This window comes from Neisseria sp. CCUG12390 (genome assembly GCF_047837985.1).
Lineage (GTDB): Bacteria > Pseudomonadota > Gammaproteobacteria > Burkholderiales > Neisseriaceae > Neisseria.
The window spans coordinates 2,463,018-2,488,396 of record NZ_CP181244.1; the positions used below are offsets into that span (position 1 = coordinate 2,463,018).

25 protein-coding genes are annotated in these 25,379 nt (G+C 54.0%); all 25 read right to left on the reverse strand.

Annotation, left to right across the window (positions count from 1 at the left end; genetic code table 11):
* Nucleotides 1-52: 52 nt before the first annotated feature.
* The 25 genes from waaA to nuoF all read right to left on the reverse strand — a co-directional run bounded on the left by waaA (nt 53) and on the right by nuoF (nt 25,230).
* The gene (gene waaA, locus ACM67E_RS11430) at nt 53-1,375 is read right to left on the reverse strand and encodes a lipid IV(A) 3-deoxy-D-manno-octulosonic acid transferase (protein ID WP_416191558.1); all 1,323 of its coding nucleotides are present in this window, start codon (nt 1,373-1,375) and stop codon (nt 53-55) included.
* Nucleotides 1,376-1,581: 206 nt separating this feature from the next.
* Nucleotides 1,582-2,793, reverse strand: a complete 1,212-nt coding sequence (locus ACM67E_RS11435; RefSeq protein WP_416191559.1) for an FUSC family protein — start codon at nt 2,791-2,793, stop codon at nt 1,582-1,584.
* Between the two features lie 55 nt (nt 2,794-2,848).
* On the reverse strand, nt 2,849-4,132 hold the full coding sequence (locus ACM67E_RS11440; protein WP_416191560.1) for an FAD-binding domain-containing protein: 1,284 nt from the start codon (nt 4,130-4,132) through the stop codon (nt 2,849-2,851).
* Nucleotides 4,133-4,330: 198 nt separating this feature from the next.
* Nucleotides 4,331-4,771 carry a protein-(glutamine-N5) methyltransferase gene (locus ACM67E_RS11445; RefSeq protein ID WP_416191561.1) on the reverse strand — a complete coding sequence of 147 codons (441 nt, stop codon included), beginning with the start codon at nt 4,769-4,771 and terminating at the stop codon, nt 4,331-4,333.
* A 65-nt stretch (nt 4,772-4,836) separates the two neighbouring features.
* Nucleotides 4,837-5,376, reverse strand: coding sequence for a methylated-DNA--[protein]-cysteine S-methyltransferase (locus tag ACM67E_RS11450; RefSeq protein WP_416191562.1), 540 nt, complete (start codon nt 5,374-5,376; stop codon nt 4,837-4,839).
* Between the two features lie 274 nt (nt 5,377-5,650).
* Entirely contained in the window at nt 5,651-6,775 is a 1,125-nt protein-coding gene (proB, locus tag ACM67E_RS11455; protein WP_416191563.1) for a glutamate 5-kinase, read from the reverse strand.
* A 178-nt stretch (nt 6,776-6,953) separates the two neighbouring features.
* Complete coding sequence (locus ACM67E_RS11460; RefSeq protein WP_416191564.1) at nt 6,954-7,343, reverse strand: hypothetical protein; 390 nt, start codon at nt 7,341-7,343, stop codon at nt 6,954-6,956.
* 61 nt (nt 7,344-7,404) lie between these two features.
* Nucleotides 7,405-7,704, reverse strand: a complete 300-nt coding sequence (locus ACM67E_RS11465; RefSeq protein WP_416191565.1) for a DUF2818 family protein — start codon at nt 7,702-7,704, stop codon at nt 7,405-7,407.
* 501 nt (nt 7,705-8,205) lie between these two features.
* On the reverse strand, nt 8,206-9,648 hold the full coding sequence (gene nuoN / locus ACM67E_RS11470) for an NADH-quinone oxidoreductase subunit NuoN (RefSeq protein WP_416191566.1): 1,443 nt from the start codon (nt 9,646-9,648) through the stop codon (nt 8,206-8,208).
* A gap of 10 nt (nt 9,649-9,658) precedes the next feature.
* On the reverse strand, nt 9,659-11,158 hold the full coding sequence (locus ACM67E_RS11475; RefSeq protein WP_416191567.1) for an NADH-quinone oxidoreductase subunit M: 1,500 nt from the start codon (nt 11,156-11,158) through the stop codon (nt 9,659-9,661).
* Between the two features lie 54 nt (nt 11,159-11,212).
* Nucleotides 11,213-11,665, reverse strand: a complete 453-nt coding sequence (locus ACM67E_RS11480; RefSeq protein WP_416191568.1) for a type II toxin-antitoxin system VapC family toxin — start codon at nt 11,663-11,665, stop codon at nt 11,213-11,215.
* Nucleotides 11,665-12,870 carry an AAA family ATPase gene (locus tag ACM67E_RS11485; protein ID WP_416191569.1) on the reverse strand — a complete coding sequence of 402 codons (1,206 nt, stop codon included), beginning with the start codon at nt 12,868-12,870 and terminating at the stop codon, nt 11,665-11,667. Before ACM67E_RS11485 ends, ACM67E_RS11480 begins: the two co-directional genes overlap by 1 nt.
* Before the next feature lie 61 nt (nt 12,871-12,931).
* A complete protein-coding gene (gene nuoL / locus ACM67E_RS11490) occupies nt 12,932-14,959 on the reverse strand; it encodes an NADH-quinone oxidoreductase subunit L (protein ID WP_416191570.1) in 2,028 nt (675 codons plus the stop codon).
* 87 nt (nt 14,960-15,046) lie between these two features.
* A complete protein-coding gene (locus tag ACM67E_RS11495) occupies nt 15,047-15,883 on the reverse strand; it encodes a CPBP family intramembrane glutamic endopeptidase (RefSeq protein ID WP_416191571.1) in 837 nt (278 codons plus the stop codon).
* 69 nt (nt 15,884-15,952) lie between these two features.
* The gene (gene nuoK, locus ACM67E_RS11500; RefSeq protein ID WP_416191572.1) at nt 15,953-16,258 is read right to left on the reverse strand and encodes an NADH-quinone oxidoreductase subunit NuoK; all 306 of its coding nucleotides are present in this window, start codon (nt 16,256-16,258) and stop codon (nt 15,953-15,955) included.
* On the reverse strand, nt 16,255-16,920 hold the full coding sequence (locus ACM67E_RS11505; protein WP_416191573.1) for an NADH-quinone oxidoreductase subunit J: 666 nt from the start codon (nt 16,918-16,920) through the stop codon (nt 16,255-16,257). Before ACM67E_RS11505 ends, nuoK begins: the two co-directional genes overlap by 4 nt.
* A gap of 77 nt (nt 16,921-16,997) precedes the next feature.
* Entirely contained in the window at nt 16,998-17,597 is a 600-nt protein-coding gene (locus ACM67E_RS11510) for a hypothetical protein (protein ID WP_416191574.1), read from the reverse strand.
* A 97-nt stretch (nt 17,598-17,694) separates the two neighbouring features.
* Entirely contained in the window at nt 17,695-18,099 is a 405-nt protein-coding gene (locus tag ACM67E_RS11515) for an ACT domain-containing protein (protein WP_416191575.1), read from the reverse strand.
* Nucleotides 18,100-18,129: 30 nt separating this feature from the next.
* Entirely contained in the window at nt 18,130-18,609 is a 480-nt protein-coding gene (nuoI, locus tag ACM67E_RS11520; RefSeq protein ID WP_416191576.1) for an NADH-quinone oxidoreductase subunit NuoI, read from the reverse strand.
* Nucleotides 18,610-18,743: 134 nt separating this feature from the next.
* On the reverse strand, nt 18,744-19,820 hold the full coding sequence (nuoH, locus tag ACM67E_RS11525; protein ID WP_416191577.1) for an NADH-quinone oxidoreductase subunit NuoH: 1,077 nt from the start codon (nt 19,818-19,820) through the stop codon (nt 18,744-18,746).
* Between the two features lies 1 nt (nt 19,821).
* Nucleotides 19,822-22,083, reverse strand: a complete 2,262-nt coding sequence (nuoG, locus tag ACM67E_RS11530; RefSeq protein WP_416191578.1) for an NADH-quinone oxidoreductase subunit NuoG — start codon at nt 22,081-22,083, stop codon at nt 19,822-19,824.
* 218 nt (nt 22,084-22,301) lie between these two features.
* A complete protein-coding gene (locus ACM67E_RS11535; protein ID WP_416191579.1) occupies nt 22,302-22,715 on the reverse strand; it encodes an ester cyclase in 414 nt (137 codons plus the stop codon).
* Between the two features lie 108 nt (nt 22,716-22,823).
* Nucleotides 22,824-23,228 carry an endonuclease domain-containing protein gene (locus ACM67E_RS11540; protein WP_416191580.1) on the reverse strand — a complete coding sequence of 135 codons (405 nt, stop codon included), beginning with the start codon at nt 23,226-23,228 and terminating at the stop codon, nt 22,824-22,826.
* A gap of 239 nt (nt 23,229-23,467) precedes the next feature.
* On the reverse strand, nt 23,468-23,929 hold the full coding sequence (locus ACM67E_RS11545) for a hypothetical protein (RefSeq protein WP_416191581.1): 462 nt from the start codon (nt 23,927-23,929) through the stop codon (nt 23,468-23,470).
* Complete coding sequence (nuoF, locus tag ACM67E_RS11550; protein ID WP_416191582.1) at nt 23,929-25,230, reverse strand: NADH-quinone oxidoreductase subunit NuoF; 1,302 nt, start codon at nt 25,228-25,230, stop codon at nt 23,929-23,931. The genes ACM67E_RS11545 and nuoF overlap by 1 nt, the downstream gene beginning before the upstream one ends.
* Nucleotides 25,231-25,379: the final 149 nt, after the last annotated feature.

Below are 25,379 nucleotides of genomic sequence, written 5' to 3' on the forward strand. Positions count from 1 at the left end.
AAATATCAAAGGCCGTCTGAAACTTCATGATTTCAGACGGCCTTTTTGCATCTTATTCATCCTGGCCGGCTGGATTCGGCTCTTGCGGTGTCTTGTCGGACACCAGCATTTCTTTTTTCAAAATCATCTTGCCGATTTCATACGCCATGCGCTCACTCGCGCCGCGGTGCGCGGAAACAAATGCCTCCGCCCTGCTGCCGAACCGCCCGCTCAACTGCAGATTATCCAGACATTCTTTGACCGCCCCGAACCATTCCTCCGCAGTCTGAACCTGTTGCGCCGCACCGGCTTCGACCGCCAAGGCGCAGGCAGCGGAGAAATTGTATGTGGAGGGGCCGAACAGGGTCGGCACGCCGCAGGCAATCGGCTCGATGATGTTCTGACAGCCGGTGTCGACCAGGCTGCCTCCGACAAAGGCCACGTCCGCGCTTAAATAATAGGCAAACAATTCACCCATGCTGTCGCCGATCCAAACCCGGGTATCGGGCGACACCAATCCGTTGTCGCTGCGTTTCTGCACCTTGAATCCCAATGCCACAGCGGTATCGAAGGCCGTCTGAAAACGTTCGGGGTGGCGCGGCACAATCACCAGCAACGCATCGCCGCGGTATTGCCGCCATGCGTTCAACAATAATTCCGCTTCGTCTGTGCCTTTGTGGAAACGCGTACTGGCGCACAAGACCACCGGCCGTTTGCCGATGCGTTCCTGAAATGCCGCTGCCAGCGCGCGCATGCCTTCCGGCGGCGTGATGTCGTATTTGGTGTTGCCGCACACATGCACATTCGATGCGCCGATCAAGTGCAGACGTTCGGCATCGGCGGCGGTCTGGGCGAAGCAGCCGCTCAACGTCTGCATGGCCGGCTCGACCAGACCGCGGATTTTCAGATAGCCGCGTTGCGATTTCTCCGACAAACGTGCGTTTGCCAAAAACAGCGGTACGCCCTGCTCGGCACAACCGTGAATCAGATTCGGCCAGATTTCGGTTTCCATCAACACGCCGAAACGCGGCTTGTGTTCGCTTAAAAACTGCTCAATCCACTCCGGCTTGTCGTAAGGCAGATAGCGGCATTGGGCATCGGGAAACAATTCCTCGGCGGCGGCGCGGCCGGTCGGCGTCATCTGAGTCAGCAGCAGCGGCGCATCGGCAAAATAACGGCGCAATGCGGCAATCAAAGGCTGCGCGGCACGGGTTTCGCCCACGGAAACGGCATGTATCCAAATCGGCTGCTGCACGGGATTGTGCAGCGGTGCGCCGAAACGTTCGCCCCAATTGTCCAGATACGCGGGCGATTGGCCGGCACGCTTTTTCAGATAGCGACGGATCAGCAGCGGCGCGGTTTTCCAAAGTTGTGTGTAAAACCAACGGTTTATCATGCTATTTCTACTTTGTGTCTGTCATGGTTTTGTCAAAATTAAAGCTCGTTTAACCGCAAACGGAACAAAAGCCGTCTGAAAACGTAAACTACCGGCTTTCAGACGGCCTCGCAGACAAGATTATATTAATAAATTATCGTTTTCTTGGGCGCACATTATGATACAACACCCTGCCCCGTTTTTTGATGACAAATCCGGATTTATTTTCAGACGGCCTGTTCTTCTTCCCGCGCATCTTCCCTGCGTTCGAGCAAATGGGTGCGCAGACGTTGCAATTCATACGTATCCAGCCAGCGGCGGCGCGTGCGCTGCAGCAAAATCACCAAGCCCGCCACTTCGTTCCGTGTGTTCGCCCCCAGCCATAAAAAGCCCTGCCAGTCAAAGGGCAGATGCTGCGCCAGCCTTTCCAGTTCGGGATTCGGGCCGTTGTCGAAACGGATGCGCCGCGCGTAATGGCCTTTAATCAGGCGGACGGTCAAACGCAGTTCGCGCTGCAACCGGGCAAACTGGCTGTTGATGAGTTTGGCTTCATCTTCGCTGATGTCGGGCTGCGGCAGTTTGGCCGAAGTCGTGAGCAGCAGTTCGGTACTGTTGACGATTTTGCGGTGCGCCAGCTGCATCGCTTCCATGGTCGGTTTGCCGATGTGGCTCTCGCCTGCCATCGCATCCAAATGGCTGCGGCTTTTGACCAGACGCGCGTTGATTTGTTTCATTTTGATGCGGTTTTGCGCCAAACGTTCGCGCGTCATACATTTTCCGTTGCTCACTTCGGCGATGATACGGCTGCAATCGGTCAGGTTATCCGCCAGCATGAACCGCCACATCAGCGTCGAACGCAAGGGCAGCAGTTTGGCCGCACCAACCGCAATCGCCGCGCCAATCAACACATTCAGCGCGCGCACCACGCCGCTGTCGAGCCAATCCAGGCTGCTGTCGCCGATGAGCATGCACATGGTCAGGCCGGCCAGCATGGGCATATAGCCGTTTTTGCCGACCGCCGCCCACCCCGACACCGCGCTCAATATGCCCACCGCCAGATAAAACAACAGGCCGCCGTGGAAATAATGCTGGTTCAGCCACAACACGCCCAAACCCACTCCCAGGCCGATGACCGTGCCGAGCATACGTTCCACCGCTTTGGAATAAATCGCGCCCTGAAACTGCAACATCCCTAATACCACAAACACCGTCATGCCGATCCACTCGCCGTGTTCCACCTGCGGCAGGCGCGCCAGCAGCGTAGCAAACACCACCGCCAAGCCCAAACGCACGGCGTGAATCAGGCGGCGGTAGCGGTAGCGTTCGTAGGAATTGAGCCAGCCCTCGGCAAAGTGGCCGCGAACAGGCGCGGTCGGGCTTGGCCGCGCAAAGAGCGCAGGCTTGAAGGAAAACGGATTTTTGGAAAAAGTGAAGCGCATGATTTTTATATTTTATTCAAGGAAAATAACGGGTTGGCAGGCCGTCTGAAAAAATTCAGACGGCCTCGGCCAGGGGCGGCGGATAACCGTGACTGTCGATGTCTGCCCCGGCCAGCCACGGCGTGTGGATGAAATCTTTGGGCAGATGGGCGAGTTCGGGCACATGGCGGCGGATAAACGTCCCGTCGGGATCGAACTGCTGCGCGGCAACGGTCGGATGGAGCACGCGCAGCGCGTGCGGCGAAAGCAGACCGGCGGCGGCCTGCCAGTTGCCGATGTTGAGGGCTTCGTCGTGGTCGGTTTGCTGCGCGGCAAACCAAGCCGCACCGTGTTGCCAGTTCTGCCGCAAAGTCATGCACCAAAACTGCGCCGTCACCTGCCGCAACACGGGCGGCAGCCAACCGCTCTTGCGCAGGCAGCGCATGGCCGCGTCAATCAGCGGAAACCCGGTTTCGCCCTTCGTCCAGCGTTGGAAAAATACGGCATCGGCAGGATTTTCCGGTTCAGACGGCATTTCTGCGTGATGGAACGCCAGCTGGTAGTAAAAATCGCGCCGAATCAGGTTTTCCAGCCAAACGTCCGCACCGCGCGCGGCGGCCTCCTGCGCCAACTCGCGCGGCGAAATGCAGCCGGCGGACAAATACGCACCCAACTGCGAGGTGGCTTTTTTCGCCGGAAAATCTTTCAGCAGCGGATAAACATCCAGTTCGGGCAAAAACTGCCGCCACTGCCGCCAAGCGGCCTGTTCGCCGCCGCGCTGCGCCAACACGGCCTGCGGCGCATCGGGAAACGGCGGCAAACCGGCAAAGGCCGTCTGAAACGGAATTTTGGCGGTTTCAGACGGCCTTTCGCCTGAAAAATGCTGCCGAAAGGCCTGAAGCCAAGCCTGTTTGTAGGGCGCGAATTCGGCATACGGCCGGCCGTATTCGCTCATAATGTCGGCTTTGGCAAATACGGCGCGGTCGTTAATCCGCTCGAACGCGATGCCTTCTGCATCCAAAATCCGCCAAATGCGGTTATCCTGCAAGGTTTCAGACGGCGTGTAGGCTTCGTCGGCCAACACGCTTTGCGCGTTCAGCCGCCTCGCCCATTCGGGTAAGGTTTCGACAGGATCGCCCTGCACGGCAAACAACGGGATGCCTTTGACCGCCAACGCCGCCGACAATTCCGCCGCCGCCTGATGATGAAAAGCCGCACGGCGCGGATTGGCAGATTCAGACGGCCTTTCCGCAGCATACACCGCCGCCAGCGGCAAGCCGCGCGCAACGGCGGTTTGCAGCACGGCATTGTCGGACAGGCGCAAATTGCGGCGGAACCAAATCAGGGTGGTTTTTTGCATAACTCAGGCCGTCTGAAAAAAGAAAAAGGGGAAATTGATTTTAGCAGAATCCGGCCGTTAGGAATGCCGCGATTTTAGGAACGGCAGGCCGTCTGAAACGCCAAACAGTTTCAGACGGCCTTTGCCACGCTTACGCAAGTCCGCCGACGACAAGTCCGACAAAAAACGAACCGACGGCAGACGGAAATATCCTGCCGCTTATTTCCTGATTCGGCAAACCGTCTGTTCGGGCAGGCGGCTGTCGGTTTGCCGCCAACCGCGTATCGACGCAACAGTAGCAACGGCAAGCGCGGCAAACCAAAGATACAGCCCGGCACCGTAGGCAGCGGAAACATAAGTCGGGGCTTCGCTGACAATGATTTTGTCCAGCGTGAACGTCAACAATGCCAAGCCCCACATGACGGCAAGCAGCGACACCCTTACGGCTTTGCCGCCGCGCCCGAACCACCCTTGAACCAGCAATACGGCGTAAACCGGATTGGCATAAACGGCGAAATAACCGATGCCCACCATCCAGCCGAACAGCGTTCCCAGCACCAAAACCTCCATGCCGATATAGCCCGGAAACACTTCGCACGGCAGCGAAGCCAGCCACAGCAGCACGGAAAGCAAAATGAGTTTTCTCTCGTTTTTATTCAAAATATTCTCCGTACGGAAAGGCCGTCTGAAAACCGTTTCAGACGGCATGTCGGCAATCGCGCCGTCTAACCGAACAAATCCGCCTCCCGACGGTTTTGCCCGCGCTCGTGTTCCAACAGACGCTGCTTGCGCTGCAAACCGCCGCCGTACCCCGTCAGGCTGCCGTCTTTGCCGATAACGCGGTGGCAGGGAACGATGATGGAAACGCGGTTTGCGCCGTTGGCCGCTGCGACGGCGCGCACGGCATCCAGGCGGCCGATGCGTTCGGCCAATGCCTGATAATGGGTCGTTTCGCCATAGGGAATCTCACGCAAAGCCGCCCAAACGGTTTGGCGGAACGCATCGGCGGGCATGTGCAGGGCGACGTCAAACCGCTGACGCGCGCCTTGGAAATATTCGCCGATTTCGGTTTCGGTCTGTTCGATGTGGCGGTTGGTGCCGAACACAAAACGCCGTTGCAGCAGGTGCGACAAATCCTGCTGTTCGCGCTCGATTCTGCGGCTGCCGACAAATTCGAGCAGACACAAACCCTGTTCGGTGGCGCAGGCGAGCATGTCGCCCAACGGGGTATGGAAACGGTGGCTGACAATCGGTTCGGCGTTCATGGGAGACTTTCTGTCGGTGTTCGCGGCTGAATGCGGGCTGTGCTTTGGAAAAATCCGTAAATGGACGGAAACGTTCATCCGTCATCGGCTGCGCGGGGCAGCATAGCGGACTTGCGCATCTGATGACGGGGACAGATTTCTTGGCTTAACCGGATTTCTTGTTTTTAAGTTTCGTTTTTACAAGGCCTCAGGCCGTCTGAAATTCAGACGGCCTGCCGCTGGCAATTCAATGTTTTCAGGATTTTTTCAGACGGCCTTTCCGTCTCTTGCCTGATTATTTGCGCACGGCCAGATTATCGCGGTGAACCAGTTCGGCTTCGTGCGCGTAGCCGAGTTTGTCGGCGATTTTTTCAGACGGCGTTTGCAGGATGCGGGCGGTTTCGTCGCTGCCGTAGTTGATCAGGCCGCGCGCCACTTCTTCGCCTTGGGCGTTGATGATGGCGACGAGTTCGCCGCGGTGGAAGTGGCCTTCCGTTTTCACGCAGCCGACGGGGAGCAGGCTGGCGTGTTTTTCCAGCAGGGCGCGTTCTGCGCCGCCGTCGATGTGGATTTTTCCGGCAACCTGCACATGGCCGAGCAGCCACTGTTTGCGGGCGGCGACGCGGCTGTGCGCGCTGGTGAACAGTGTGCCGATGGATTCGCCCTGTTGCAGGCGCAGCAAGACATCGGGTTCGCGACCGCTGGCAACGACGGTGGCCGCGCCGCTCAAGGCCGCGCGTTTGGCCGCCATGACTTTGGTGTACATGCCGCCGGTGCCGACGCTGCTGCCTGCGCCGCCGGCCATTTGTTCCAAATCGGGATGGTCGGCTTCGATTTGGTGGATAAACTTGGCTTGCGGGTTTTTGCGCGGATCGCTGTCGTACAGGCCGCTTTGGTCGGTGAGGATGACGAGCGCATCGGCATCAACAAGGTTGGTAACCAGCGCGCCGAGGGTGTCGTTGTCGCCGAGTTTGATTTCGTCGGTGGTAACGGTGTCGTTTTCGTTGATGATGGGGACGATGCCTTTTTCAACGAGGGTAAGCAGGGTGCTGCGGGCGTTGAGATAGCGGGTACGGTTGCTCAAATCTTCGTGGGTGAGCAGGATTTGGGCGGTGTGGATTTGGTGGTAGGCGAAGGCGTATTCGTAGGCCTGCGCGATGCCCATCTGCCCGACGGCGGCGGCGGCCTGCAATTCGTTGATGGCGGTGGGGCGTTTCGGCCAGCCGAGCCGTTTCACGCCTTCGGCAATCGCGCCGCTGGAGACGAAAATGACATGGGTGCCGCGCGATTTGAGTTCGGCGATTTGGGTCGCCCAGCGGTTGAGCGCGGCCTGGTCGATGCCACGGCCTTCGGCGGTAACGAGGCTGGAGCCGACTTTGACGACGATGAGCTTGGCTTGGGAGAGGTTTTGAATAGTCATGGCTGTGGTTTCGTTGGCAAGTTGATCGTTGGATAGGTGGGCATCAATGCCCACCCTACGGGTTTTGCGGTTTCAGACGGCCTTTGCTTGGTTTTCAGGCCGTCTGAAATTAAGGGCTTTAAAAGATTATCGTATGGGAAACCGGCTGACTTGCGCCGCCCAATTCCGAATGATTTGTTCATAAAGACAACGTATTTTTGTGGAAATAAAATCTTGCTTCGCTATCTTCATTCAGAGGCAAGGCAAAGCCGTCGGGCGCATATTCGGCAAACAGCCCGATGATCAGATTGTCTGCTTCATATTCGAAAAACAGACACGGCTCGAGAAAGTTGCAATACGACTTGACCACCACGCCATCTCTGATATTTTCCAACCATTGCAATAATTCCGCCGCTTCATCGGTTAGCAAACAGGCACTATCAACCCTATAACGGCTTTGAGTCTGCTCATCGGCAAACGTCAAGCGCACCACCAGCCAATTATTGTCTTCATCATGGCTGCACCGGCCATTAAGCTCATACCCTTGAATGTCTAAGCGGATTTGGGTATTTCCGTTATCAAAATACATCGTTGCGCCTTATCCTTCCCGATTTTCAGACGGCCTCATGTTGACAGGCCGTCTGAAAATATTACTGCACGTTGCGCGCGTGCCAGAAATACCGCCACACGAAACACGGAAAGGCGAAAATCAGATACAGGCACACGACCACGGCGTAAAACTCCCATTCCTGCGGATGTACCGCACCGGCACGCGATTCGAGCAGGTAGGCGAGCGCGGCGGTGATGCCGAAGCCGATGAAGAGTTCGAGCAGGTGGTGGCCGAAATGTTTCTTAGCCAAGGGAATCACGCCCAAGAGCTTTTGGGTCAGGAAAGGCGCGTTGGCGAAAATCAGGGCCAACAGCAGCAGGATATACATGGATGCGGTCATTTTGGGTCTTTCGGGTTTCAGACGACCTTAATGGTTTGCAGGCCGTCTGAAAACATGGTTTTGTTTGACGAAGATGTGGGCAGCAAGTGCCCACCCTACGGCTGACGATTTCAGACCGTCTGAAAATTTTCTGTCTCGAATGTTATCGGTCAAGTATAGTTTACTGTTTTTAGACGGCCTGAGACTTTGCAAAATTCGAAAGCATTCAAAAATCTCAATCCGTCATTCCCGCGCAGGCGGGAATCCAGAGCTGTCGGCTGCAGAAATATTTAAAAAATTACAGCAAGTTAAAAGTCTGGATTCCCGCCTGCGCGGGAATGACGGACATAGATTTTCAGGTTTAATCTCAAATTTGCAAAAACATCGGCCTGTTTCGGCATCGACGAACGTGGGCAACAAGTACCCACCCTACGGGCCTTAAAAACAGGCCGAAGGCCGTCTGAAAAACATGGCCGTTATCTTAGCAAAAACGGCAGCCTTTGTGCGGCTGCCGTCGGTTGTTTACAGCGTGTTGTTCAAGGCCGCGGCACACCAGTCGATAACGACCTGCGGCATAACGCCCCACAGCAGCAGCAGCAGCGCGTTGACGGTCAGCACGAATTTCACGGCGTAGTTGCCGCCGACGGGGTGGTCGTGTTCGGCGTTATCGAAATACATGACTTTCACGACGCGCAGGTAGTAGAACGCGCCGATGAGCGACATGACGACGGCGAACACCGACAGGCCGACGTAGCCTTGCGACAGCAACGCCTTAATCACGGCAAACTTGGCGTAAAAGCCCATCAGCGGCGGAATGCCGGCCATCGAGAACATACACAAGAGCATTAAAAACGAATACCACGCGTGGCGTTGGTTGAGTCCGGCCAGATCTTTGATGTCTTCGCATTCGATGACTTCGTTCGACAACACCATCAACAGGCCGAAGCCGACCGCGCCCATCAGGGCATAGGTAATCGCGTAATACAGGCCGGCGGCGAAACCAACCGCACCCGCCATAAACGCCAGCAGGATAAAACCCATGTGCGAAATGGTGGAATAGGCGAGCATACGTTTGATGTTGGTCTGCATGATGGCGGCCAGATTGCCGACCAAGAGCGACACCACGGCCAAAATCGCCAGCATTTGCGACCAGTCTTCAAACGTCGTGCCCAAACCCGTTACCAGAATGCGGAAGGCGAACACCACGGCGGCGATTTTCGGGGCGGTGCCAACAAAGGCGGTGACGGAAGTCGGCGCGCCGTGATACACGTCGGGCACCCACATGTGAAACGGCACGGCACCGAGTTTGAACGCAATCGCCACCACGATAAACACCAAGCCGAGCTTCAGCAGCCAGCCGTTGGCCTGCTCGTCAAACGCCGTCGCCAATACGGTGGCGAATTCCAGCGAGCCGGTGGCACCGTACACCATGGAAATGCCGTACAGCAGCAAGCCCGAAGCCAATGCGCCGAGTACGAAATATTTCAGCGCGGCTTCGGCGGAGGCCACCGAATCGCGGCGCAGCGCAATCATGGCGTAGAGCGCGAGCGAAAGCAGTTCCAAGCCGATATAGGCCGTCAGAAAATGTCCGGCGCTGATCATCACGCTCATGCCCAACAGGGCGAACATCGACAGCGTGTAAAATTCGCCTTTGAACAGGCCGCGCGCCTGATTGTAGGGCTTGCTGTAGATAAACAGGCCGGCGGTCAGGCCGTAGAGCGTGAGTTTCGCCAAACGCGACATGCCGTCGGCGATATACATGCCGTGGAAAGACGACGTGCTGCCCTGTTCCCACACGGCAAGCTGCGTCAGCGTTACAATCACGATACCGGCCAAACTCATGGTGTGGGTCAGGTAACGCTTGTCGTCGCCAATCCACAAATCGGCCAGCAACACCACGCACAACACCGCCAGCAAAACGATTTCAGGCATGGCGGGAAGTAAATTCAAATCAGTCCAGTTCATTCTTCACACCTCAAATCTTGCTTTGCGCGACTTGCGTAATCAGGTCGTTGGCCGCCTGATGCACCACTTCGATAAAGGCTTGCGGATACAGACCCATGCCCAACACGGCCACGGCAAGCACGGCAAGTACGGCAAACTCGCGGCAGTTGATGTCTTTCATTTCTTTCACTTCGGGATTGGTGATTTCGCCGAAAATCACGCGCTTGTACATCCATAAGGTGTACGACGCGCCGTAAATCAAGGTCAGCGCGGCCAATGCGCCAATCCAGAAATTGGTTTCCACCGCACCCATAATCACCATAAATTCACCCACGAAGCCCGAAGTAGCGGGCAGGCCTGCGTTGGCCATGCCGAACAGCATCATGAAGGCGGCGAATTTGGGCATCACATTCACCACGCCGCCGTAATCGGCGATGTTGCGCGTGTGCAGGCGGTCGTACATCACGCCGATGCACATAAACATCGCGGCGGAAACGAAACCGTGCGAAATCATCTGGATAATCGCGCCTTTCACCGCCCAATCGTTCAGACTGCCATCCACAAACAAAAACATGCCCAGCGTCACAAAGCCCATATGGCTGATGGACGAATACGCCACCAGCTTTTTCATATCGGTCTGCACCAAAGCCACCATGCCGATGTAAATCACCGCAATCAGGCTCAAGACAATCATTACCGGCGCAAAAAAGCGCGCGGCATCGGGAACAATCGGCAGGATAAAGCGCAGGAAACCGTATGCCCCCAGCTTCAGCGTAATCGCCGCCAGCACCATCGAACCGCCCGTCGGTGCTTCAACGTGCGCATCCGGCAGCCAAGTGTGTACCGGCCACATCGGCACTTTCACGGCAAACGACAGGAAAAACGCGCCGAACAGCAATTGCTGCACGGTTAACGGAATCTGTTTGATGTTTTGCAGCTCCACAATCGAAAAGCTGCCGTCCGCCTGATACGACAGATACACCAGCGCGACCAGCATCAGCAGCGAACCCATCAGCGTATAGAGAAACAGCTTCACCGACGCATAAACGCGGCGCGGACCGCCCCACACGCCGATAATCAGATACAGCGGAATCAGCATGCCCTCGAAAAACACGTAAAACAGCAAAGCGTCCTGCGCCGCAAACGCGCCGTTAATCAGCCCGCTCATGATGAGAAACGCCGCCATATACTGCGCCGTGCGCTTCTGAATCACTTCCCAGCCCGCGACCACCACCATCAGCGTGATAAACGCGTTCAGAATCACAAAGAGCACCGAAATCCCGTCCACACCCAGCGCGTAATTCACTTTCAACAGCGGAATCCATTGATAAAACTCGGTAAACTGATACCCGCCGCTCAAACGGTCGAATCCGGTAAACAAAGGCAGCGTGACCAAAAATCCGGCCAGCGCACCGACGAGCGCAAGTATGCGTGCCAAAGGCGCACGGCTGTCCTTGCCCGTGGCCAGCACCAGCAAGCCCGCGGCAATCGGCACCCATATGGCCAAGCTGAGTAAGTGGTTGGAAAACATGTTTTTTTCCTGTGGTTTGAGTTTGAATTTCGATTATTTTAAATGAAATGGCTTTCAGACGGCCTTCTCATCTTGCATCTTTTGGTGTAATGCAGCGATATTCGCTAAATCACCATCTTTCGATAAAACTTCCAAATGATTGATTTGAGCCGTTGAAAAATGAAACATATCGAATTTTCGTTTTTCTAAGTTTCTGCCGGATTGCGTACGTTCGGCCTCAAATTTATCAAATCTGTAAAGCTCTCCGGCCAAATCCGCTACATCCTGTTTAATATCCAATGATTCAAACTGCTTCAGAATATCCGACAATATTTGCAGTTTTTCTCTATTCCCCCAATCCACGCCACGCAAAACCTCATAGCGAATCAATGGCGTAAGAAAAAAATGGCTGTCATCTTGTTGCAGTTTTTCAGCAAAATCCTGCAAAATTTCCTTACGTTTGGTTTCATCGGCATCAGCATCGGCCAGATAAATCAAATAATTGGTATCCAACAAATAATCTGCCATTATTCCCCCGACTTGCCCAATTCTTGATTTACTAAATCCAACAATGCCTTTTTTGCCTGCTGCTGGCCATGCTTTTTGGCTCGTTCGATTTTCAAACTATTCAAATCCACGCCAAACGCTTCGTTCAACAAATCCACAAAAGAGGCTTGGCTCGGATAATCAATCACTTCACCATACACCACACCGTCTTCCTTATTACGTTTCAAGCGATACGCTTCGCCCTGTTCCAACTGGCTAATCACCAAAGACGAATGGGTGGTAATCACAAACGTGGTATTCGGAAACAGCTTTTTCAGCAACGGCACAATTTTTACTTGCCATTCGTTGTGCAGATGGCTTTCAATCTCATCAATCAATACCACACCACGTACATGGGCGATTTGTACTTCATTGGTGAAGTAGCTGTAACCCGCAATAATTGACTGAATAATTTTAAAAATCGAAGTAAACCCACTGGATAAATCCGATAATTCAGTTTTTTTACCTTCTACCCTAATAAACACGCGGTTATTGCCAGAAATTTCCAAAAAGTCTCTGTCGATGCGTCCATCAATATTATTCAATAAATGCAATAAAGTATCGATTTCTATCTTGCGGTTGTCTTCTTTCGATTGGTAGGGGTTAGCAGATTGGGCTCGCTGAATAATCCACTCTTCAATGTTGGTGTCCATATTGAGGGATTTAAAATTATCAGTTTTGTGATATAAAACCGAAAATAACTGCTGGAAATAACGCTCTGAGCGATGTTTAAAACTTCCCATCTGTTCTATAGTTTTACCAACATGTTGTAATCCTCCACGATTTTGAGCCGCTAAATAAACAATAGGCCAATCATGTTGAAACCCAGAAAATAATCCAGTTCCCCATTGGCAGTTTAAAGCTAATGCAGGTATGTCAAAATTATTCGGCGGTAAGTCTGCAGGAATACTCTCATCCAAAGAGGTAAAACTTTCCTCACCAATTGGAGATTTAGTTTTTTTAAATGGCACAGCATTTTGATGCACCCATGAAGGGGCTTTACGAACAATACGATTTGTCAGCAACAAAACTGTAAATACGCACTCTAAAAATTTAGTTTTTCCCACACCATTTTCACCAATCAACGTATAAACTCGCTGATTAGGTAAAAAATTCACCTGCATGGTGCCGACACCTTTCACTTGCTCGAAGCGGAAGATTCCGTCAAAAATTTTCTTTTCCATCATGCTTTTCCTAATTTTCTCTTTCAGACGGCCTCAACCTAATCCAAGGCCGTCTGGAAACCTGCTACACAAACAAACGCCAGAAAGTCAGCCCCAGCAGCACCAACACGCCTAACACCATCGCGGCGGCGTAGCTGTAGATAAAGCCGGTCTGCATTTTGCGCACTTGCGCGGCGACTGCGCCCACCACTTTGGCGGAATTGTTGACGATACCGTTGTCGATAATCGCCACGTCGCCGACTTTCCAGAAGAAATTACCCAATGCGCGGCTGCCTTTGGCGAACACGTTGTAGTAAATCGTGTCGAGGAAGTATTTGTTGTCCAGCAGTTTGTAAATCGGGCTGAATGTGGCGGCGATTTTGGCCGGCAGATGCGGTGCTTTCACATAAAGGAACCAAGCCGTTAACACGCCTGCGATTGCCAGATACAGCACCGGCGTTTGGAAGCTGTGCGCCACCATGGCCAATGCGCCGTGGAAATGTTCGCCCATTATCCGCATGGTCGGATGCGCTTCGTGGTTGACGTAAATCACGTCTTTGAAGAAATCGCCGTACAGCATAGGCTCAATCGCGATATAGCCGATGACGACCGACGGAATGGCGAGCAGCACCAGCGGCAAAGTTACCACCCACGGGCTTTCGTGCGGATTGTCGTCTTTGCCCAAGCCGTGATGGTGGCCGTCGTCATGGCCGTCTGAATGATGGTGTTCGGTTTCACGCCATTTCTCTTTGCCGTGGAACACCATAAAGTATTGGCGGAACGCGTAAAACGCAGTCACGAACACGCTGGCGAGCACGGCAAAATAGGCAAAACCGCTGCCCGGAATGGTGCTGTATTTGGCCGCTTCGATAATCGAATCTTTAGAGTAAAAACCGGAGAAAAACGGCGTGCCGATCAAGGCCAGATTGCCCAGCAGCATGGTGATCCACGTAATCGGCATGTATTTTTTCAGATTGCCCATGTGGCGCATGTCTTGGTCGTGGTGCATGCCGATAATCGCGCTGCCCGCCGCCAAGAACAACAAGGCTTTGAAAAACGCGTGCGTCATCACGTGGAACATCGCCACCGAATAAGCCGACGCGCCCAAAGCGACGGTCATGTAGCCCAGTTGCGACAGGGTCGAATACGCCACCACGCGCTTGATGTCGTTTTGAACCGTGCCCAAAAAGCCCATAAACAGCGCGGTAATCGCCCCCGTTACCATAATGAAGCTCAGCGCGGTGGTGCTCAATTCATACATCGGCGACATGCGCGACACCATAAACAGACCTGCCGTCACCATCGTGGCCGCGTGAATCAACGCGGAAATCGGCGTCGGACCTTCCATTGAGTCGGGCAGCCACACATGCAGCGGGAACTGCGCCGATTTACCCATCGCGCCGACAAACAGCAGAATGCAGGTAACCGTAATCAAGCTCCATTCCACACCCGGGAAAAGCTGAATCGTGGCCGTCTGAATCTGCGGCAGATAAGCGAACACGTCGGCATAGCGCAGGCTGCCGCCGAAATAGGCCAACACCAAACCGATGCCGAGAATAAAGCCGAAATCGCCGACACGGTTCACCAAAAACGCTTTCAGGTTGGCAAAAATCGCGCTTTCGCGTTTGAAATAGAAGCCGATCAGCAGATACGACACCAAGCCCACCGCTTCCCAGCCGAAAAAGAGCTGGATAAAGTTGTTGCTCATAATCAGCATCAACATGCTGAACGTAAACAAGGAGATATAGCTGAAAAAGCGTTGGTAGCCGACTGCTTCGTCTTTCATGTAGCCGATGGTGTAGATATGCACCATCAGCGACACAAACGTCACCACCACCATCATCATCGCGGTCAGGCTGTCCACCAGAAAGCCCACCGAAAAGTCGATGCCGCCCATCGTGAGCCAGGTATAGACATTCTCGTCGAACTTCGCGCGCGAGCCGTCGATAAAGCCCCACAACACATAGGCCGACAGCACGGCGGACACCGCCACGCCGAGTATGGTCGCCGTATGCGCGCCCGCGCGGCCGATCTGTTTGCCGAACAGCCCCGCCAGCAGACAGCCTGCCAGCGGCGTGAGAGCGATGATGAGATATAAAGTCATGTCGTTCATTTGACTAGCCTTTTGAATTTTTGAAACTTTTATTGTTCAACGGTACTTCGATTTAAATATTTTTCAGACGGCATCATTTTATTGTTGCTATTGTTGATGCCAAGCTACTTTCGGTTTGGAAAAAAACAATTCGCGCTCTTTATTCAGCAGCCAAACACACAAAACCAACAGCAGCCCTGTTTGGATCACCTTGCTCATCGGGTGGGTGGCAAAAATCTCGTTGCCCACATTGGCGGTCAGATGAAACAGCACCGCTATCAAAATGCTGCGTCCGCTTTTTACATACAGCCAGTTCATCAGTAAAACGAACACCACCATACTGACGACAAAATTGGCAGTATAAATCATGCCCTGCTCTACCACTTCACTGTGGTAATAGCCTTTGATAAACGCCAAAGGCAGATGCCACAACGCCCAATAAACGGTAAAAATCATGGATGCCGTAAACAGCGAAAACCGCGCCGTGAGCGCATCCGTACCGTAGGAGTGCCACGCCAGTTCTTCCACGATTGCCGCCAATATCAGCATCAGCCAAGGCGACAGCAGCACAGACGTAAAAGACGGGCTGCCCGAAACATAAAACTGCTCCGTGCCGTATCCGAACAACAAGGACACAATCTGCGCCGACACCAGCGAACCGAACGGCAGCAGCAATGCCCCGACAAGATAGCGTTTCGGAAAACCCGACCATTTCAATACCCGCGGCAGGGCATCGGCCAGCAGCACGGGATTTTTAGCCAGCAGCCAAGCCGCCAGCGCAACAGGAAAAAACAACCCTGCCAAACTCAACCCTGCCTGCGCCCACCCATAGTCGGCCGCGTTCGGCAGATGGCTGATGCAGGCGGTTGCGAACCATAAAACCCACGGTATCAGCAGAGACAGCGAAAAAAAGAAAAACGGGCGGTATTGCACGACAGTATTCATATTTTATCGCTCGCAGGTTGGGCATCGGCTGTTTTCAGACGGCATCCGATTCTTCAGGCCGTCTGAAAATCAGCCCTTCAACTTATCCAAATCGGCAATGTTAATCGTCTGCCTGTTGCGGTACACCAGCACCATAATCGCCAAGCCGATGGCGGATTCGGCGGCGGCGACGGTCAGGACGAAAAACACGAAAATCTGTCCGGCCGTATCGCCCAAATGCTGCGAAAAGGCGATGAAATTGAAATTTACCGCCAGCAGCATCAATTCGATGCTCATCAGCAGAACCAACACGTTTTTACGGTTCATGAAAATGCCCATCGCGCTGATGCCGAAGAGCAGCGCGCCGAGTACCAAATAATGCGTCAGGGTAATCATGCTTTGCCCTCCCCTTCTTGTTTGAGGCCGTCTGAAACGGATTCTCCGGCTTCGGTTTGCGGTTTTACCGCGTCCATTTTCACCAAGCGCATACGGCTTTCGTCGGCGGTCACTTTCACTTGGTCGGCAGGGTTGATGTATTTCGGATTGGTGGTTTTGCGGTGTACCAAAGCAATCGCCGCCACCATGCCGAGCAGCAGCAGCACCGCCGCCAATTCAAACGGCAGCAGGTAAGTGGTGTAAATCTGGCGGCCCAAATCGCGGATATTGTCGTAATCGGCCGGAATGTCGCGCATTTGGCCGAACGAAGCCAAATCGGTTTTCGGGTTCACCAAAATAAGAATCAAGGCCACCGCCAGCAACACGCCGACCACGCCTGCCGCCGGCGCATGCCGCCAAAAGCCTTTGCGCATTTCTTCGACGTCGATGTTCAGCATCATTACGACGAACAGGAACAACACCATCACCGCGCCGACGTACACCACCACCAGCGTCAAGCCCAAAAACTCGGCCTGCATCAGCATCCACATCATCGCACTCACGCAGAAAGTCAGCACCAGATACAGCGCGGCGTGAACGGGGTTTTTGGCGGTTACGGTTTTGAGCGCGCCAAACAGGATGATGGCGGCCAAAACGTAAAACATGATTAGGGAGAAGGTCATAGCACTCTTTCTCGGTTGGGGTTTTGATTTTTTTGAATGCAGGGTTGCGGCTGTCTGAAACGCCAATCGCTACGGTATTAAATACAGTTAGATGCTGCACAGCCATACATCATCAAAATGGGAAAAAATGGCATCAACACCACTTCGCCCACAGGTGTAAGCTGTGTTCCGTTTATGCGGATGGTTACGGGTATGGGCGTGTTTAATGTATCTTTATCCGTTAAGTGGTGCGTCTTAACCAAATGACTCATGGCTATTTTCTCACCTGTTGCGACAAATACAACTTGCCAATTATCCGTCGGCCGCTTTTGCACCAAACGCGTAGCGCGATATTTCTGTTGCAATTCATGCTGTTGCTCGCTGCTCAAACGCTTGCTGTCCAGTACCAAATAATAGTGCGCCTTTACTTTTTCGCTCAATCTGCTTTCGTTGCCTTCGTCTATTACCACATACCCTCCTATTAGATATGGTCGGTAGCTGGCGACAAATTGGCGGAATATAGCGACTTCGTTTGCCGTATTCCGAGCAAAAATATATTGATAACGGCCGGCAGTTTCTGCGCGTATTTCATTAGGTAAAATTTTTGCACGGACAATGCTGTCGGTGATGGTACTTAGTGATGTGCAAGCAGTACAGAATAATAATATGAAAACGCTGCCAAGCAATCTTACATTCATGGTTTTATCCTTTCAGGCAGCCTGCACAGTTTAGTTTCCCGTCGGGCATCAATGCCCGACCTACACATCTTTCAGACGGCCTATCTGTTTTGCCGCTTCACCCGCCGTTGCGTTGCAGGTTTAGCAGCGTTTCCATTGCGGTTTCGGCCTGTTCGTACGGCACGAAGATGTGGTCGTGGCAATGTCCGGCAACAACGTTGCAACTGATTCCGGCGCGGCCGAGTGCGGCGGAAAAGGCGGCGGTCAGCCCGACGGCGGCAAGGTCGGAATGTACGTTCAGGGTAATCCATGCGGCGCGGAAGGCGTTTTGCAAACCGTATTTGCGCGCAGTTTCTTCATCCACCACCACCGACAGGCCTTCCGCCTCGCGGATACCGGCGTGGATTTCCGCAGCCGTCAGCCCACTGCCTTCGGGCAGCGTGGCAAAGCAGTATGCGCCCTCATGCAGAACAGGCTGCATGGAACGGATTAGGGTTTGCAAATCACTGACGGCTTGGCTCACGGTTTATCTCCCGACGTTTTTCAGACGGCCTTAACGGTAAGGCGCGTCCGCCGCTTTGCGTTTGGCGATTTCGGCTTCGTACCGGTCGCCGATGGCGAGCAGAATCGGTTTGGTCATGTGCAGGTCGCCTTTTTTCTCGCCGTGGTACTCGAAGATGTGGGTTTCCACGATCGCATCGGTGGGGCAGGCTTCTTCGCAGAAGCCGCAGAAGATGCACTTGGTCAAATCGATGTCGTAACGCGTGGTGCGGCGGGTGCCGTCGGCGCGCTCTTCGCTCTCGATGTTAATCGCCATGGCGGGGCAGACGGCTTCGCACAGTTTGCAGGCGATGCAGCGTTCTTCGCCGTTGGGGTAGCGGCGTTGTGCGTGCAGGCCGCGGAAACGCACGGATTGCGGCGTTTTTTCCTCGGGGAAGTAAATCGTGTCTTTGCGGGCGAAAAAGTTTTTGAGCGTCACGCCCATGCCTTTAACCAATTCGCCGAGCAGGAAGGTTTTAACTAGGTTTGCCATGTCGTGTTCCCTTTGAATCGGGTTCTCTGTTTTTTAAATTTCGGTTTCAGACGGCCTGCTCTTTGAGGCCGTCTGAAAAATATGTTCAATTCGGGAGGGTGGGTGTAAACCCACCCTGCTTTTTCAGACGGCCTTTATTTCCACAAGCTCAACGGCGAAATCATCCAGCCGCCGAGCAATACGATGCACAAAAAGCCAATCGGAATCAGCACTTTCCAGCCCAGGCGCATGATTTGGTCGTAGCGGTAGCGCGGGAAGGTGGCGCGTATCCACAGGTAGCCGTAGAGGATGAAGGCCATTTTGGCGAACATCCAAAACGCACTCGGTGCGCCGATAAAACCCCAACTCTGCGGGAAAGGCGAGAGCCAGCCGCCGAGGAACATCAGCGCGGTCAGGGCGGCAATCAGAATCATGAAAATGTATTCGGCCAAGAAGAACAGGGCAAAGGCGAAGCCGGAATATTCGACATGGAAACCGGCCACGATTTCCGACTCGCCCTCGGCCACGTCAAACGGCGCGCGGTTGGTCTCGGCCACGGCGGAAATCAGGTACACGATAAACACGGGGAACAAGGCCAGCCAGTTCCACGAGAAAACCGAGCCGCCGGCAATGCCTTCGGCCTGCGCCGCCACGATGTCGGAAAAATTCATGCTGCCCGACACCATCACCACGCACACCAGCGCGGCGGACATGGCGATTTCGTAGGAAATGGTCTGCGCCGACGAGCGCATCGCGCCGAGAAACGAGTATTTCGAGTTCGACGCCCAGCCGGCGATAATCACGCCGTAAACCGACAGCGAGGTAATCATCAAAATAAACAGCAAGCCCGCGTTCACATGGGTGAGCACCCATTCTTCGGAAAACGGAATCACCGCCCAAGCCGCAAATGCGGGCGCGAGCGAGAGCATGGGGCCGATGTAGAACAGGGCTTTGTTCGACAGCTTGGGGCGCGTCACTTCTTTAAACAAGAGCTTGAACACGTCGGCAAACGGCTGAATCAAGCCCCACGGGCCGGTTACGTTGGGGCCGACGCGCAGCTGCATATAGCCGATGACCTTGCGCTCGAAATAGGTCAGATAGGCCACGGTCAGAATCAGCGGAATCAGGATAATGACGATTTTCAACACTACCGACACCACCAAACCGACGGTCAGGCCGGGTTCGCCCAGCCCCAGTGTGGCGGAAAACAGATTTTGGAACCATTCCTGCATATCAAGCCCCCACCAGTTCGATTTCGTTCATCATCGCACCCAATGCCGCATTTGCACCGTGCTGCGGCAAATAAACCACATTTTGCGCCAGCGTGTCATCGGCGGCGACGGTCACGCCTACCGCCGCGCCGTTTTGTCTGGCGACTGCGTTTTGGCCATCTGAAAGACCGAGTGCGGCCAGCGTTTGGCTGTGTACGCGCGCAGCGGGCACGGCGGCATGGCTTGTGGCCTGCAACGGTGCGCTGCGGCGCACAACGGCATCGGTTGCGTAAATCGCCGTGCCGCCCGTGCGCACCAATTGATTCGAGGCCGTCTGAACGGCGGCGCCGTCAAATTCGATATAGTTGTCGAGTTTGGCCGATATGCTTTCCTGACTCAGCGCATCTTTCAGAATCTCTTCGCTGCTGTGGTAATCGAAACCTTTCACGTCAAACAGATTGCCCAACACGCGCAACACTTTCCACAACGGCCGCGAATCGCCGAAGCCCTGCACCACGCCGTAAAAAGATTGCAGACGGCCTTCCATGTTCACGAAGCTGCCCGACGTTTCGGTAAACGGCGCAATCGGCAGCATAATGTCGGCCACTTCGCGCAAAGTTTCACTTTCAAACGGCGTAAACGCCATCACGCTCTTGGCCTGTTTCAATGCGGCCACGGCTTGCGCGCCGCCGGCGACATCGATTTCAGGTTCGACGTTGAAGAGCATCACCGCCTGCTTCGGCTCGCGAATCATGGCTTGGATGCTGTCGCCCGAGTTCACGCCCAACACACCCGCACCCACGCTGTTGGCGGCCTGCGGCAATACGCCCAACACCGATTCGGTGGCGGCGGCCAGCTTTTGCGCAGCGGCATAAATGGCAGCGTAATCAGGATGGTTTTGCGCCTCCGCCCCGAGGATAACCGCGGAACGGTCGGCATTGCTCAACGCGGCGGCGATGTCGCCGTCCAAATCGCCTGCCCATTCGTTCAGACGGCCTGCCCACAGATTCGGATGCACCGCTTCCTGCGCCAGCAGCGGCATATGCAGGGTTTCCTTACGGCTGCCCAACACGCTCAGTTTCATGCGCGCATTGGCGGCGCGGCGCAGACGGGCGGTCAAAAGCGGCTGCTCTTGGCGCAGGTTCGCCCCCACCACCAGAACCGCACCGTTGTCGGCCAGCGAACGGATGCTCTGACCCAGCCATTGCGCACCGTCAAAGCCGTCTGAAACGCGCGCGTCCCGGTTTTGCAGGCGCGTATCGAAATGGCGCAAGCCCAAGCCGTCGGCCAGTTTTTTCGCCAGATACAGTTCTTCCACCGTGTTCATCGGGTTCGCCCAAATGCCCACTTGGTCTCGGTTGCCGTCTTTGGCGATGCAGTCGACGGCGTTGCGCACATATTCCAGCGCGGTTTTCCAATCGACATCCACCCATTCGCCGCCCTGTTTGATTTTCGGGTTTTTCAGACGGCTTTCGTGATACAGGCCTTCGTAGGCGAAGCGGTCGCGGTCGGACAGCCAGCATTCGTTAATCGCTTCGTTTTCCAGCGGCAGCACACGGCGAACGGTGTGGTCTTTGGTCTGTACAATCAGGTTGCTGCCCAAAGCATCGTGTGCCGATACCGATTTGCGGCGGTTCAGCTCCCAAGTGCGCGCATCGAAACGGAACGGTTTGCTCGTGAGTGCACCGACCGGGCACAAATCAATCACGTTGCCCGACAATTCGGTTTCAATCACCTTACCGATAAACGGCATGATTTCCGAATGCTCGCCGCGTCCGGCCATCGCGATTTCCTGCACACCCGCGATTTCTTCGGTAAAACGCACGCAGCGGGTGCAGTGGATACAGCGGCTCATCTCGGCGGCGGAAACCAGCGGCCCCATGTCTTTGCCGACGACGGCGCGTTTTTCCTCGGTGTAGCGGCTGGCTGACTGGCCGTAGCCCACCGCCAAATCCTGCAACTGACACTCGCCGCCCTGGTCGCAGGTCGGGCAATCAAGCGGATGGTTGATGAGCAGAAACTCCATCACACCGGCTTGCGCGGTTTTGGCCAAAGGCGAATGCGTACGCACCACCATGCCGTCGGTAACGGGTGTGGCGCAGGCAGGCAGCGGCTTGTTGGATTTCTCCACTTCGACCAAACACATGCGGCAGTTGGCGGCGATGGAGAGTTTTTTGTGGTAGCAGAAATGCGGGATGTACGTACCGATGCGGTTCGCGGCTTCAATCACCGTCGTACCCTGCTCCACCGTCAGGTGTTTGCCGTCGATTTCGATTTGTAACATGGTGGTTTCCTAGTTACTTTATTTTCTTTGATTAAAAAATTTTTCGGTAGGCCGTCTGAAAAGGGTTTTGTTGGTTTCAGACGGCCGGTTATCGTTTTTTCGTGACAATTTGGTAGGTTGGGTTGCAAACCCAACAAAACCTTTGCGTTTCAAATAGCGTTGGGTCATGACCCAACCTACGCGCCTGCCCGAAACGGTGGGTTTACACCCACTCTATACTACGGCAGCAGGCCGATGGCGCGGACGATGCCTATCATGCCTTCGGCGGCGGTGTCGCGGATGATTTTACCTTCACTGTTGAAGTCGTAAAAATTCATCACGCCGACGGAAAAGCGTTTGCCCGTGGGCGGCACGCCCATAAATGTACCTTGGTGCGTGCCGCTGCATGTCCAGCGCACGGCGATTTTGTCGGCTTCGGCAACGGTTTCTTCCAATTTCCACTGTATATCGGGAAAACCCTCGCGCATAAAGCGGATCAGAGCCAGAAATCCTGCCGCGCCGTATAAAGGCTCGGGCGAAGCAGGCGTATAGAACGGCGCGGAAGCATCCACCAACTCGTTCATCAGGGCTTCGTCGGCAGTATTGATGGCGGTTTCAAAACGGCTGATTTGGGAACGGATGTCAAAAGTCATGATTAGTTGCTCCATATACACGGAAATTCGGGAAACGCTGCGGATTTTCGTGTTTAGCAGATAATTCATCAACCTGTTTTCAGACGGCCTGAAATATCGGCTGCTTCACTAACCTGTCCCCTCCCCCGTCTCCAACGGGGGAGAGTTAGGGTGGGGGCAAGCGCTGTTACATTGCTTCAATATTTCTGCCAATACACTTTCTGTTTGCTGCAAGACTTCGTTATTCCCAAAACGCACCACGCGATAACCTTGGCGGTTTAAAAATTCGGTTCGCGCATTATCGTAGGCGGTTTGTTCGGCGTGTTGCCCGCCGTCTAATTCGATGATAATTTTGTATTCCATGCTCACAAAATTAACAATATATCCGCCTATGGTTTGTTGTCGGCGAAATTTAATGCCATTCAACCGTTTGCCGCGCAAGTGATACCACAAACGCTGTTCGGCAAGCGTCATGTTTTGTTTTAGGTTTTTGGCATTTTGCCGTAATGCCGGGTTTCTTGTGCTGTGGCGCATTTTAGCTATGCTGAACTCCGCTTCAGGCTGCCTGAAAGTTACATTTTCGGTAGCGGGACGAGCCACCCCCACCCTAACCCTCCCCCGCCAGTCGGGGGAGGGGACTGGATTGCTGGGCAATTTACGGTTTCAGGCTGCCTGAATTACTACCGCTCTTTTCAGTCTAGTAGGTTGGATTGGAAACCCAACAAGTTTTTTGCGTATCAAACAGTGTTATACCTACGCGCTACCTGAAATTTTCACTCACTAGAAAATAATCTTATGAATTCTTGGAATAATTTTTTCCCAGTTTTCGTATTCTGCTCTAATTCATCAACTTCATTATTGGCGTAATCTTTTTCAATCCAACAAATTATATCTTGTGAACCATGCACTAATTCAGCATAGCGATTGACAGCAACACAGCTACCTCCTCTTGTTCTTGATATTCCAAAAACATAATCGCAACGATACGCATCTAAGTGATATAAATTATGACTTACTTCATGTTCATTATCACCAGATGAATATAAACCAATAGTTATCCCACCTTTTTTAAATACTGCTACAAAATCAGCACGATATTCATTACGTTTAAAATAAATTAAATCTTCTGAATGCTTACGGCAAATTTGATTAAATAGCAAATTGAATGTTGTAGTTTTTCCTCGATTTGCTGCGCCATATAAAATAAAAACTTTCTTTTCTGAGTTTTCCATCATTACCACCCGCCCCACTTATGCTCTTTCATCGGCTTCCCATGCTCGATGTAATGCTCGAACTCGGAGCGGAAATGCTTGGTAAAACTGCGCACGGGGAACACCGCTGCATCGGCAAGCGCGCAGATGGTGCGGCCAGCCATATTGTTGCCGATGCTGTCGAGCAGTTCCAAATCTTCGGGTTTGCCTTTGCCGGTGGCGATGCGGTGGACGATGCGGTAGAGCCAGCCTGTCCCTTCGCGGCAGGGGGTGCATTGGCCGCAGGATTCTTCAAAGTAGAAATAGCTTAATCTTTCCAATGCCTTAACCATGCACACGTCTTCGTCCATCACGATGACCGCGCCCGAACCGAGCATGGAGCCTGCTTTGGCAATGGCGTCGTAGTCCATGGTCAGACCCATCATGATGTCGGCGGGCAGCACGGGCGCGGACGAACCGCCGGGGATGACAGCTTTGAGTTTTTTGCCGCCGCGCATTCCGCCCGCCATTTCCAAGAGTTCGGCGAACGGCGTACCAAGCGGCACTTCGTAGTTGCCGGGGCGTTCGACGTGGCCGGAAATGGAAAACAGTTTGGTGCCGCCTGCGTTTTCAATACCTTGTTCGGCAAAGGTTTTTCCGCCGTCGCGGATGATAAACGGTACGGAGGCAAAGGTTTCGGTGTTGTTGATGGTGGTGGGTTTGCCGTACAAACCGAACGACGCGGGGAACGGCGGTTTGAAGCGCGGCTGGCCTTTTTTGCCTTCCAGACTTTCCAGCAGCGCGGTTTCTTCGCCGCAGATGTACGCGCCGTAGCCGTGATGGGCGAAGAGTTCGAAATCGAAGCCCAATCCCATGATGTTTTTGCCCAAAAAGCCTGCGGCGCGGGCTTCGGCAAGGGCTTCTTCGAAGCGTTGGTAGCCCTCGAAAATTTCGCCGTGGATGTAGTTGTAGCCCGCTTCCGCGCCCATGGCGTAGCCCGCGATAATCATGCCTTCAATCAGCGCGTGGGGGTTGAACATGATGATGTCGCGGTCTTTGAACGTGCCCGGTTCGCCCTCGTCGGTGTTGCAGACGACGTATTTCGCGCCGGGGAAGGAACGGGGCATAAAGCTCCATTTCAAACCGGTCGGGAAGCCTGCACCGCCACGCCCGCGCAAGCCGGAGGTTTTCACTTCTTCGATGACTTCGTTTTGCGAAATGTTTTCGGTAAGGATTTTGCGCAAGGCCTGATAGCCGCCGCGCGCCTGGTAGGCCGCGAGCGTCCAGCAGTCGCGGGCGCGGGTGTCCACGCGGTCAAAGATTACGCCTGATTGGTAAATAGCCATTTGGTTTGCCTATTTTGGGTTTGCTTCGGTTGGGGCTGCCTGAAATGCGCGGCTGGCGGCGCGTGGGTTTCAGACGGCCTTTTTGTTTGGGTAATATTCGGGTTGCTGATATTTTTTACGGTTTGTTTTTCATTTCAGGCTGCCTGAAA